This window comes from Syntrophomonas erecta subsp. sporosyntropha (genome assembly GCF_055395365.1).
In genome coordinates this window covers 2,389,859-2,401,956 of the sequence record NZ_AP042459.1, presented here as the reverse complement: position 1 = coordinate 2,401,956, position 12,098 = coordinate 2,389,859, and the positions used below count along the sequence as shown (strand labels likewise).

Below are 12,098 nucleotides of genomic sequence, written 5' to 3'. Positions count from 1 at the left end.
TCCGGTTGATAGGTTACAACTTGAGCAAGTAGCTTTCTCCTCCGCTCATCTCATCAGAATATCTCTATAAAAAAATACCAGTACCCCGGATATCCCCTGGGTACTGGTATTTATAACTATAGCTCATAAAGCTTATTTTCATCTAAAAAGGGAATCCCTTTGTCAGTGAAAGTTTTCCGGGCCCGTTCAATATCTTCGACTTTAAAAATTACTAGAGCATCATTTTCCGAAGTACCCAGGAATGCATATAAATATTCAATATTCAGGTTTTCATCAGACATCTGCTCCAGAACCATCGCTAGTCCCCCGGGGCAATCAGGAACTTTCACGGCAACAACTTCGGTTGCACTTACGGTAAATCCAGTTTCTTTAAGAATCTCATAAGCCTTATCCGGATCATTGACAATAATACGTAAGATTCCGAAATCGGAAGTATCAGCAATTGATAAAGCCCTTATATTTATACCCGCTTCCCCCAAAACCCGGGTTACATGCGACAACCGTCCTGCTTTGTTTTCTAAAAAAACTGAAATCTGCTTGGCCATGTTTTCCCTCCTTTATAGATTACGCTTATCGATGACTCGCCTGGCTTTACCTTCACTCCGTTGCAGCGATTTCGGTTCAACCAGACGTACCTTAACACCAATTCCCAGCGCACTTTCCAACTCGCGGGTTATCAAAGCACTCAGTTCTTCCAGTTTACGAACTTCATCACTAAATACCCTTTCCGAAACTTCCACCTGTACCTCTAATATATCTAAGTTACCCCGGCGATCAACTATTAGCACATAGTGAGGTTCTACCCCGGGGATATTTAATAGTACACTTTCCACCATGGAGGGGAAGACGTTTACACCGCGGATAATAACCATATCATCTGACCGGCCCAGGACTTTTTTCATGCGTACATGGGTACGTCCGCATTCGCAAGTATGGTGATCCAATATACTAAGGTCACGGGTACGGTAACGAATGATGGGCAAAGCCTCTTTGGTAATGGTAGTGATAACTAATTCACCTGGAGATCCATCTTCCACCGCTTCCCCTGTTTCAGGATCAATAATTTCAGGAATGAAGTGGTCTTCCGCAATATGCAATCCATTTTTACAAGGACATTCAATGGCTACCCCCGGTCCGATGACCTCGCTTAGACCATAAATGTCATAAGCATCAATCTGCAGCTTTTTTTCGATTTCCCGGCGCATGTTTTCTGACCAGGGTTCCGCCCCAAAAATACCCGACTTAAGTTTTAAGTCAGCGGGGTTTATCCCCATCTCCTCCATAACCTCAGCCATAAATAAAGCATACGAAGGAGTACAGGTTATAACCGTGGTTCCGAAATCCTGCATGAGCATAATCTGGCGTTTAGTATTCCCTCCTGAACTGGGGATAACTATAGCACCTAATTTTTCTACTCCATAGTGTACCCCCAGGCCACCGGTAAATAATCCGTACCCATAAGCATTTTGGATAACTGAGTAGCGGTTGGCTCCAGCACTGGTAAGAGCCCGGGCCATTAATTCCGACCAGATATCAAGATCTCGCCGGGAATAGCCTACTACGGTAGGTTTACCAGTTGTACCAGAGGAAGAGTGAATACGTACCACTTCACTCATGGGAATGGCAAATAAGTTAAAGGGATAATTGTTTCGCAAATCTTGTTTAGTAGTAAAAGGCAATTTACTTAAGTCAGCCAGGGAATTTATATCATCTGGTTTAATCCCAGCCTGATCCATTTTATCTTTATATGCTGGCACAAAGGCATACATCCGGTAAACCGTTTCTTTGAGTCTACGTAACTGGAGTTTTTCTAATTCCTTACGGGGCATACATTCTTTCTCTTTATCCCAGTAGGACATGCATTCTACCTCCTCAGTTAATTTTCCTGCATTGATATGAAATAGTCACAGTATATATTTATCGGACATTTATCACAGCGGGGGTTCTTTTTCTTACAGTATTGGGCTCCCAAACCTACCAATAAGGCATGATATTCATTATAGATATATAAATCCTTAGTAACATATTGCATCATAAATACCTGCATTTTTTCGTAGGTAATTCCTTCAGGAACCATACCCAGCCGGGCAAATATCCTGCGGGTATAAGCATCTACCACAAAAATCAGCTTATTTCCAGCATATAGCAAAATTGAATCAGCCGTTTCCGGTCCGATTCCCCATACCCCCAGTAGTTGAGAACGCAGCTTCTCCAGGCTCTGATCAAACATACGGTCCAGGTCCCCCCCGTATTCCTGGTCGATAAATGAAAGCAAGGCTTTTATTTTACGGGCCTTTTGGCGATGATATAAAGCTGGCTTTATAAAGAGAGCTATCTGCCCTTCTTCGCATTGGAGAAGAGCCTCCATATTAAGCATATCGGCTGTTTTTAGATTATCAATAGCTTTCTCCACATTTTTCCATGACACTGCCTGAGTAAGAATAGCCCCTATCATAATCTCCAGGCAGGAATCACCAGGCCACCATCCACGTGAACCAAAATGGTCAAGCAAGCTTTGGAATATGGCCATTACCTGATTACCCTTATTCATGTTTTATCACCCAAATAATCATTTAATACCGGCCAAGTGGTTTACAACATAACTGGCCATCAAAAGTCCGGCACAACCTGGAACATAGGCAACACTGCCTAACTTAGTACTATTATTTTCCAGCTTGACCGGTAGCTCGGTGGAGTATACGACAGGTACCCCCTGGTAGATTCCGTTGTTACGCAGTTCCCTGCGAACCCGACGGGCCATGGGGCAGTTCGAAGTGTTTTTAATATCATCAATGTGCAACTGAAGCGGATCTAAACGATTAGCCGCCCCCATAGCACTGATTATAGGTAACCTATTGTCAATACAGGAAACTATCAGGTGAATTTTAGCTGCCAGTGAATCAATAGCATCAACCACAAAATGCAGGTCCGGGTTAAGTAAACTGCTGCTAGTAGCAGGATTATATTCTTCCACCCAGATATCAAGCTTTAACGAAGGATTTATATCTAATAACCTTTCCCCAATGACTTCAGCTTTGTACCTGCCCAGAGTGGATTGTAGTGCTGGTAACTGGCGGTTTATATTACTAACTTCCACCTGGTCTCGGTCAATAATGGTCATGTGTCCTACCCCGCTGCGGGCAATAGCCTCGGCAGCATAAGACCCCACTCCCCCCAGACCAATTACTGCTACCCATGACTGCTGAAGACGATGAATTCCTTCTTCCTTTAATAACAGCCTGGTCCGGTGTAGAAATTCATTATCCACCTTTTACCTCCCAATAAAAAACCCCACCGATGCCGTGGTGCCGTAGTTTAAACCTGACTAAGCAGGTGGATACCCTCCCACATAATTTGCGTGTCCTGCCATAGAGCAGGCATACTCGTCATATGTGGAGACCAGGTTCCCGCGTTTTTGGTGTTGGCAAAAACTTAACGGCTTAACACACGTACACAGCAGGGATTTACTGTCTGATTTTACTTTTGCTAGGTAGCTTAGCTAGGTAAATGATAGCACAGAACTAAGCTTTCTTCAAGAAATCTACACTGTTATTATACCCCAGTTTATCCAGAGATTCATTTATTTTTCACGGATCTTTAAAGAAAGCTCTCTTAATTGCCGGGGGCTAACCTCGGAAGGAGCTGCCGTCATCAAGCAGGAAGCACTTTGCGTTTTGGGAAAAGCGATTACATCCCGGATGCTATTTCTCCCCGCCATAATCATGACTAAACGGTCGATCCCAAAGGCAATTCCCCCATGTGGTGGAGTCCCATATTCAAAAGCCTCTAACATAAATCCGAATTTTTCCCGAGCTTCGTCCATGGTCATCCCCAGCAGAGAGAACATCTTCTCCTGCCAATCACGCCGGTGGATACGTATACTACCTCCGCCAATCTCTGTTCCGTTAAGGATCAGGTCATAAGCCCGAGCCCTAACCTGACCAGGTTCCTGATCCAGCTTAGGTACATCTTCTACTCGTGGAGAAGTAAAGGGGTGATGTACTGCTACCCAGCGTTTGGCTTCGCCATCATACTCCAGCAGAGGAAAGTCTACCACCCAGGCAAATTGGAGAATTCTGTCATCAATAAGATTGAGCCGCCGCCCTAGTTCCAATCTTAGCACGCCTAGTACCCTTGAAACTACTTCCTCACGGTCGGCACTAAAAAGCAATAAATCCCCCGGTTGGGCATCCAGGGCTTTTAATATAGTCTCCATCTGGTCATCAGTAAAGAATTTAGTTATCGGTGATCTGAGTTCATCCTTATTAACTATAATCCAGGCCATTCCTTTAGCCCCATTATCTATAGCTATTTTGGTCAGGTCGTCTATTTCTCGACGCGAAAAGGAACCGCAGGTTTTTGCATTGATAGCTCTTACTACTCCTCCCGACTTAATAGCGGAGGAAAAAACCTTGAATTCGACCTCCTGCACCAGATCAGTAAGCTCAATTATTTCCAGACCAAAGCGCAAATCAGGCTTATCACTACCATATTTACGCATAGCCTCATCATAGGTAATGCGTGGAAATGGAGTAGTAATACTGCGTCCCATTCCTTCCTGAAAAATAGCCTCCATCAGTCCTTCCACCAGTTGGAATATATCCTCTTCATCAATAAAAGACATCTCCATATCCAACTGGGTAAATTCCGGCTGCCGATCTGCACGCAGATCCTCATCCCGGAAGCAACGAGCTATCTGGAAATACTTTTCCATACCTGCCACCATAAGGATCTGCTTAAAAATCTGCGGTGACTGGGGTAGGGCAAAAAACTCTCCCGGATGTACCCGGCTAGGTACCAGATAGTCCCGGGCCCCTTCCGGAGTACTACGAGTTAATACTGGAGTTTCCACTTCCAGAAATCCCCGGCTATCCAGATAATCCCGCATGGTTTTAACCACCCGGTGCCTGAGCATAAGATTATCGCGCATCTCCGGGCGACGCAGATCCAGGTACCGGTATTTTAAGCGCAGGAGCTCATCAACATCCACACCATTTTCGATATAAAACGGCGGAGTTTTAGCGCTGCTAAAAACCTCGATTTTATCAATATATATCTCAATCTGGCCTGTTTTTAGATTAGGATTTTCAGTTTCCTGCGGCCTTCTTTGTACCGTTCCTGCAACACCAATCACATACTCGCTGCGAATTTGTTCCGCGATATGGAAAGCATCCTCATCCGTTTCCGGACTAAAAACTATCTGAATTATACCGGAACGGTCCCGCAGATCTACAAATATTAATCCACCATGATCACGCCGGGTATTAACCCATCCATTAAGAATAATTCTGGTTCCCACATGCTCAAGACCAATATCGGTGGCACTGTGCGTTCTTTTCATCAACCCTATCCTCCTAAAACTCTTGTGAAAACGTCTATGGTACCTTCGCAGGGCTAAGGCTTGCCTGTTATGAGCCTACATTTGGAAACAGTGAAAACAAGACTTAGCCGGGGTAGTATCATTCGATCACATATATATGCTGCCCTAAAGACTCAGTTTCTTTTAGTAATTCTGCAATAATAATTTCACATGGTCAGTGATATGATCCCGGGCCACCTGCTCTTGTTTTTTGCTCTGCATATCGCGTATGGTGATAAAATCCCCGTTTATTTCCTCGTCCCCAACAAACAAGGTCAGATATGCGCCTAATTTAGCGGCATACTTCATCTGTGCCCGGGCACTCTTACCACTATAATCCTTATCAGTTCTTATACCAGCCTGACGCAATTCATTAACTAGGCGGGCCGCCTGTAGTTCATATTTATCATCCATGACTGTTACAAAGGCCTCAATACCGACCGGCCTTACGCAACTACTTTTTAGTGATTCTACTGCCAGTAGCAGCCTTTCTATTCCCAGGGCAAAACCAATACCCGGTAAATCCGGCCCACCACAATCACGAACTAGTCCGTCATACCGTCCTCCGCCGCCTATAGCACTTTGGGCACCAATGTCAGGAATATGAACCTCAAAAGCAGTCTTAGTATAGTAATCCAATCCCCGTACCAGGTTGTCATCATGAATATATTTTACGCCATTTTGTTCCAGGGTTTCCCGCACAATCGCATAATGATCCCGGCACTCACCGCATAAATATTCACTTAAGGTCGGATACCCGGTTATAGCTTCATGGCAGGTAGCCACCTTACAATCCAAAACCCGCAGTGGGTTCTGCTGGTACCTTACCTGGCAATCTTTACAAAGCCCATCCTTAACCGGGGTAATATGCTGGATAAGTTTATGACGGTATTCTTCCCGACAAGATGGACACCCTACTGAATTAAGATGTAATTCAAATTCCGATAGTCCTAAACGGTTTAATATTTCTACCAGCAGCAAGATGACTTCTGCATCTAAATAAGGACTGGTACTGCCAAAAGCCTCTACCCCGAACTGGTGAAACTGACGATATCTTCCAGTTTGGGGACGATCATAGCGGAACATAGGCCCGGTATAATACCATTTAACTGGCAGCAGCCCATTATAAAGACTATGCTCTATAATGGCACGGGCGCAGGAAGCCGTACCTTCAGGACGCAGAGTTAAACTGCGCTTAGATTTATCCGAAAATGTATACATCTCCTTGGTTACAATGTCCGTACTTTCTCCCACACCCCGCTCAAACAGCTCAGTATGTTCGAAAATAGGAGTGCGCACTTCCCGGTAACCATACAACTCGGCGGTACCTTTTAGTACTTCTTCAATATAATGCCATTTATGGACTTGATCTGGTAGTATATCATATGTACCCCTAGGGGCTTTAACCTGCATAACTACCCTCCATATATTGATAGTATTTCTTGGATAATTCTAATTTAAGGCCCGAAGGTTGTCAACTTTGCGGGCAATTAGCCTATCAATAGAATGACAGTATGCTGTGGGGTTTTTAGGGTTATAGAAAGAACTTAAGGTCCAGTTTAGAGGATTAATAAATTTACTGGCAGCTCCACCTCCCAGACCTATGATAGTCTGCCTTTCCTCCATCATTTGTATATTATACAGGCAGAACTTATGTGGCAGCCCATAGCCGACATTTTCCAGGTTAGCTTTCATATATTTCTGCCGGTACAAGTAATAAGGCAAATAGCCATTTTCGCCAAGAGTAGCAGCAAAAAACTGCACTCCCTCTTCTACCCCCCTGACCTGAAGGGCATCATGTTCTTTTCCACTAGTTTCTGCCATTAAAGAACCCCTCTTTATTGCCAGGGTGTGAACCGTAATATTTTCCGGTTTAAGTTTTAGTATTTCCTCTGCTGTGTTAGTGTGTTCCTGGTATCCTTCACCAGGAAGTCCCACGATTAAATCCATATTAATTTGTTGTATGCCCGCCTGCCGGGCCCACTCCACCGACTGAACCACCCCTTTCCGGTTATGCCGTCTGCCAATATGCGCCAGCGTGGCATCATTCATGGTTTGAGGATTGATGCAAATCCGGTTTATGCCTGCCTCTTTTAGCATCTTTAATTTAGAAAGAGACAAGGTATCCGGTCTGCCCGCCTCTACAGTAATCTCAGCCGTTGACGATGATACAAACCACCCTACCAGATTATCCAGCAGTTTTGCCATATCCTCCTCTGAGAGTACTGTAGGGGTGCCTCCACCAATATATATAGTCTGCACCGCATACCCTTCGGTATGTAGGAAACTTCCTATAGCCGCCATTTCTTGGTATAAGGCTTGCAAAAAAGATTTTAGATCATAATTATAGTCTTTTACAACTGCCCCAGGAAAAGAGCAATATAAACACCGACTGGGACAAAAGGGTATCCCTACATAGAGGCTGATCAAACGATGAGCTTCCCTTTTATTTAATAGATAAGGATGATTTAAATGGGCTACCTCCAGCAATAACTTGGCTTTATCAATATGGAGACAAAAGCTGTCTTTCAACTGTTGTAATACCTGTTCATCACTTAGCCCCTGTTCGATTAAACGCCGTACCAACTTAACTGGACGTACCCCGGTTAATATACCGTAAGGACTAACCGGGCTATTAGTATAATGGCTAAGTAATTCGAAGGTGAACCTTCTCGCCAGGCGGTTAATTTCATGAGCCTCCCCGGTTGGCAACTCCAACAGTCGGTACTCTTTAACCAATGACTGCTCATTAATGGCCCCGCAAAAGCGTACCCTCCTATCCTGCTGATTCATAGAAACCTGAATGATAAGATTTTCCTGCCCATTAACCTGACGACTTATTTCATCTCCCGGGAAAGCCATACGGACTAATTCGTGCAGCCATTTATATAGTTCCTGTGGTCTAAAATCAAGGGCTATAATCATGTCAAACCTCCACTCGTACTTATTAAAGGTATTAGAGATAGTTACATAATGGCAACATTTTTTACTCTATGCAAGAATATTTCCGTCTATTTTTAAGCAAAAATTTACCCCTCATCCCGAAGGGACGAGAGGTATACTAATACTCCCGCGGTACCACCCTGATTGGCCTGGGCCCACTTAAATAAGGATAGGCAATCTCTTAAAATAAAAAAAGCTTCTCATCCCATGGGACGAGAAGCTGGTTGCTCTCGCGGTACCACCCATTTTAAATAAAAAGGTCCGCCAATAATAAGATACGAGATTAAATCCGATATCCTCTTCCTGGTAACGGTGGAAGTCTCCGCCTCGACCTACTTGCTTAATGTTTCAGCCGGGTGCTCCCAGGTGAACTTCGGGCCGTTTCCTCATAGATGTGCTTACAGCCGATGGCACTCCTTCTCTGTATAATTTCACGACCTTACTTTACCTGTTCTCAGCATTTGCATTTTCAAATAAATATGATGTTTGTATGCTAACATATACAAAAGCAGTTGTAAAGCTTAAAGAAAAGGATTATTTTCCCTCTCAAAACCAATGGTAGTTGCCGGCCCGTGCCCCGGGTAGCAAATTACCTCATCATCATAGCAAAGCAGCTTTTCTTTGATACTATTGATCAACTCGCGATAAGATCCTCCTGGAAAATCAGTTCTACCTATAGACATCTGAAACAGGGTATCACCCACAAATATTGTATTCCCGGTTTTCAGGCATACCCCTCCTGGACTATGTCCGGGAGTATGGATTACTTCTAATTCCACCGTATTACCAATTTTTATAATATCGCCATCTTTAATAAACTGGTCGGCTGGAGGACTGGTCACTTTGGAACCCATCAAAAAAGAGAAATTGGATACAGAATTAGTTAGCATTTTAGCATCGGCTTCGTGAATAAGGATCTTAGCTCCGGTGGCATCTTTGACCCCCTGGTTACCACCTATATGGTCAATATGCCCGTGAGTATTAATAATACAAACCGCTTTATACCCCTCTTCCTCCAGAACGCGTACAATTCCACGAGGATTCCCGCCGGGATCAATGACCGCTACCTCTTTAGTCTCCTCACAGCCTACGATGTAACAGTTTACACCCATGGTACTGATCTCCAGAGCCTTAAGTATCACGTGTATTCCTCCTTTTAAAAAACTCTTTCACTATCCAATAAAATAGTACACGGCCCATCGTTTTCTATATGTACAATCATGTCGGCCCCGAAAACCCCTGTTTCCACTTTAATTCCATAACTACGAAGAAATTCGACTACATCATTAAAAAGGGGCTGAGCCTCATCAGATGAGCTGGCATCTGAAAAGCCGGGCCGACGTCCTTTTCGAGCGTCACCATAAAGGGTAAATTGGCTGATTAAAAGAATTTCTCCCTGACTTTCCAGTAAAGAACAATTCATCTTCCCTTCTTGGTCAGGGAAAATACGCAAATTGACTATTTTATCAGCCATGTATTGGGCATCCTGCCGGGTGTCACCTTTTTTTATGCCCAATAAAACTGCTATGCCTTTCCCAATGGATCCCATAACTTCATTATTTACTGTTACATAACTGGCCGTGGTACGTTGTAAAACCGCCCGCAAAACCTAATCACCTCGCATATCGGTAGGAAGAACTCTATGCACTTCCAACACGTCTTTTTCCTTCTTAATCCTCTGCATAACTGCCTGCAGGTGCCCCAAATCTTTAATTTCAAATTTAAAATTCATGACGGCCACATCATTCTTAGCTACCCGGGAATAAACAGAATGAATGTGAATTCTCATATCGGCTAAGATATTCATTACATCAGTAGTTAACCTGGCCCTATCAATTGCCCTGACTTCTAATTCAACAGTGTAAAGGCCTCGCTCCTCTTCATCCCATTCCACCTCAATAATACGATCCTTTTCCGTTTTAAGATAATTTATTAAATTAGGGCAATCCTGACGATGTACTGAGATTCCCCGCCCCCGGGTAATGTAACCTAGAACCGGATCTCCAGGAAGGGGGTTACAACAGCGAGATAAACGGATAGCCACTTCGTCTACACCTTTAACTTTTAGCGCCGCTCCCGAGTCCTTTTCCCGGGGAGGAATGGGCCGCGAAGGAATATCTACCGGTAATATATCCTCAACATGGGCATCCTGGAAAAAAACCTCTTTTTGCTTGTTTAACACCTGGGTAGCACTAATATTACCATCCCCCACGGCTGCAAACAGGTCATCTACCGAATTAAAACTAAACCGGCGAGAAACCTCCATGAGTTTGTCTTCTTTAAGCAACTCTCTGGGATTAAAGTGCTTCTTTTTTAACTCACGCTCCATCAAATCCCGGCCTTTAATAATATTGGCCTGCCGTTTTTCTCGGTTAAACCACTGCTTTATCCGGCTTTTTGCCGAAGAAGTTTTTACAAAATTTAACCAATCGTAACTAGGTCCAGGCGAACTCTTAGAGGTGATTATTTCCACTATATCTCCATTAGAGAGCGGTAAATCAAGCGGTACTATCCGCCCATTAACCCGAGCACCAGTACAGCGGTGACCAACCTCAGTATGCACCCGATAAGCAAAATCAACTGCACAGGCGCCTTTGGTCAGTTCTATAACCTTACCTTTAGGCGTAAAAACAAAGACGGTATCATTAAATAAATCTATTTTAAGTGCTTCCATAAATTCCTGGGTATCTTTGACTTCCTGCTGCCATTCCAGGATCTGTCTTAACCAGGATAGCTTCTCATCAAATTTTTTGTCCCGGGGATTAGCCCCCTCTTTATAGCGCCAGTGGGCAGCAATACCATATTCAGCAGTACGGTGCATATCCCAGGTACGGATTTGGACTTCAAAAGGTTCTCCACCTTTACCGATCAAGGTAGTGTGCAGAGATTGATATAAATTGGGCTTAGGGGTAGCAATATAATCCTTAAACCGGCCGGGGAGAGGTCTCCACATAGTATGGATTATCCCTAACACCCCGTAGCATTCACGAACATCTTCCACCACAACCCGGATAGCAATCTTATCATAAATCTCGTCAATATCTTTCCCCTGCTTGAGCATTTTTTTGTATATGCTGTATATATTTTTAGGGCGTCCCTTAATATCACCTGTAATTCCGATTTTATCTAAGCCTTGGGAGAGCTGATCAATAAGTTCATGAACATACTCTTCCCTTTCCTGTCGCTTTTTTTTCAAGCGTTTGGCAATTTGATAATAAGTTTCGGTATCCAGGTAGTAAAAAGATAAATCTTCTAATTCCCATTTAAATTTAAATATTCCTAGACGATGGGCTAAAGGAGCAAAAATCTCCATAGTTTCCTGGGCAATTTCCTTTTGTTTACGTTCATTTTGAAATTGAAGTGTACGCATATTATGCAGGCGGTCAGCTAATTTAATCATAACCACCCTAATATCCCGGGCCATAGCAATAAACATCTTGCGCAGGTTTTCCGCCTGGGCATCCTCCTTAGACTTGAAGTTGATGCGGCTTAATTTGGTAACCCCATCAACTAAACGGGCAATCTCCTCACCAAATTCACTGACAATATTAGAATAGGCCACATCGGTATCTTCAATGACATCATGCAAAAGAGCTGCACATATAGAGGCTGAATCCATTTCGATCTCGGTTAATATGCGGGCTACTTCAATCGGATGAATAATATATGGTTCTCCTGAAATTCTTTTTTGCCCGGCATGGGCTACATAGGCATAGTTATATGCCTTTTTGATCAATTCAATATCAGCACGCTGGTCATATTTTATTACTTTTTCAATTAACATTTGTGGTCCCAT

At 43.6% G+C, this 12,098-nt stretch carries 10 protein-coding genes, 1 other RNA gene and 1 other annotated feature; all 11 genes read right to left on the bottom strand.

Annotated elements, in window-relative coordinates:
* Positions 1 to 116: 116 nt before the first annotated feature.
* Positions 117 to 545 (bottom strand): ACT domain-containing protein, encoded by a 429-nt coding sequence (locus tag ACZ5Q0_RS11710; protein WP_446820572.1) that lies wholly within the window; start codon positions 543 to 545, stop codon positions 117 to 119.
* Between the two features lie 12 nt (positions 546 to 557).
* Positions 558 to 1,859, bottom strand: coding sequence for a phenylacetate--CoA ligase family protein (locus ACZ5Q0_RS11705; RefSeq protein ID WP_447182569.1), 1,302 nt, complete (start codon positions 1,857 to 1,859; stop codon positions 558 to 560).
* 17 nt (positions 1,860 to 1,876) lie between these two features.
* Positions 1,877 to 2,551, bottom strand: a complete 675-nt coding sequence (locus ACZ5Q0_RS11700) for an endonuclease III domain-containing protein (RefSeq protein WP_446820576.1) — start codon at positions 2,549 to 2,551, stop codon at positions 1,877 to 1,879.
* A gap of 18 nt (positions 2,552 to 2,569) precedes the next feature.
* Positions 2,570 to 3,268, bottom strand: a complete 699-nt coding sequence (locus ACZ5Q0_RS11695) for a tRNA threonylcarbamoyladenosine dehydratase (protein WP_446820577.1) — start codon at positions 3,266 to 3,268, stop codon at positions 2,570 to 2,572.
* Between the two features lie 16 nt (positions 3,269 to 3,284).
* Positions 3,285 to 3,466, bottom strand: a non-coding RNA gene (gene ssrS, locus ACZ5Q0_RS11690) — 6S RNA.
* A gap of 114 nt (positions 3,467 to 3,580) precedes the next feature.
* Positions 3,581 to 5,341: an aspartate--tRNA ligase gene (gene aspS / locus ACZ5Q0_RS11685; protein WP_446820578.1), complete on the bottom strand. Its 1,761-nt coding sequence runs from the start codon at positions 5,339 to 5,341 to the stop codon at positions 3,581 to 3,583.
* 162 nt (positions 5,342 to 5,503) lie between these two features.
* Positions 5,504 to 6,772 carry a histidine--tRNA ligase gene (gene hisS / locus ACZ5Q0_RS11680; RefSeq protein WP_446820579.1) on the bottom strand — a complete coding sequence of 423 codons (1,269 nt, stop codon included), beginning with the start codon at positions 6,770 to 6,772 and terminating at the stop codon, positions 5,504 to 5,506.
* A 39-nt stretch (positions 6,773 to 6,811) separates the two neighbouring features.
* Positions 6,812 to 8,284, bottom strand: coding sequence for a coproporphyrinogen dehydrogenase HemZ (gene hemZ / locus ACZ5Q0_RS11675; protein ID WP_446820580.1), 1,473 nt, complete (start codon positions 8,282 to 8,284; stop codon positions 6,812 to 6,814).
* Positions 8,285 to 8,507: 223 nt separating this feature from the next.
* Positions 8,508 to 8,767 (bottom strand) — a binding site (T-box leader).
* A 56-nt stretch (positions 8,768 to 8,823) separates the two neighbouring features.
* Positions 8,824 to 9,444, bottom strand: coding sequence for an MBL fold metallo-hydrolase (locus ACZ5Q0_RS11670; protein ID WP_446820582.1), 621 nt, complete (start codon positions 9,442 to 9,444; stop codon positions 8,824 to 8,826).
* 14 nt (positions 9,445 to 9,458) lie between these two features.
* A complete protein-coding gene (gene dtd / locus ACZ5Q0_RS11665; RefSeq protein WP_446820583.1) occupies positions 9,459 to 9,908 on the bottom strand; it encodes a D-aminoacyl-tRNA deacylase in 450 nt (149 codons plus the stop codon).
* Between the two features lie 3 nt (positions 9,909 to 9,911).
* Positions 9,912 to 12,098 carry a RelA/SpoT family protein gene (locus ACZ5Q0_RS11660; protein WP_447182568.1) on the bottom strand — a complete coding sequence of 729 codons (2,187 nt, stop codon included), beginning with the start codon at positions 12,096 to 12,098 and terminating at the stop codon, positions 9,912 to 9,914.

What these genes read in the sequence shown, in the direction of transcription:
- ACZ5Q0_RS11710 (WP_446820572.1), bottom strand. Translation starts at nt 545, where the DNA reads ATGGCCAAGCAGATTTCAGTTTTTTTAGAAAACAAAGCAGGACGGTTG.
- ACZ5Q0_RS11705 (WP_447182569.1), bottom strand. Translation starts at nt 1,859, where the DNA reads ATGTCCTACTGGGATAAAGAGAAAGAATGTATGCCCCGTAAGGAATTA.
- ACZ5Q0_RS11700 (WP_446820576.1), bottom strand. Translation starts at nt 2,551, where the DNA reads ATGAATAAGGGTAATCAGGTAATGGCCATATTCCAAAGCTTGCTTGAC.
- aspS (WP_446820578.1), bottom strand. Translation starts at nt 5,341, where the DNA reads ATGAAAAGAACGCACAGTGCCACCGATATTGGTCTTGAGCATGTGGGA.
- hisS (WP_446820579.1), bottom strand. Translation starts at nt 6,772, where the DNA reads ATGCAGGTTAAAGCCCCTAGGGGTACATATGATATACTACCAGATCAA.
- hemZ (WP_446820580.1), bottom strand. Translation starts at nt 8,284, where the DNA reads ATGATTATAGCCCTTGATTTTAGACCACAGGAACTATATAAATGGCTG.
- ACZ5Q0_RS11660 (WP_447182568.1), bottom strand. Translation starts at nt 12,098, where the DNA reads ATGGGACCACAAATGTTAATTGAAAAAGTAATAAAATATGACCAGCGT.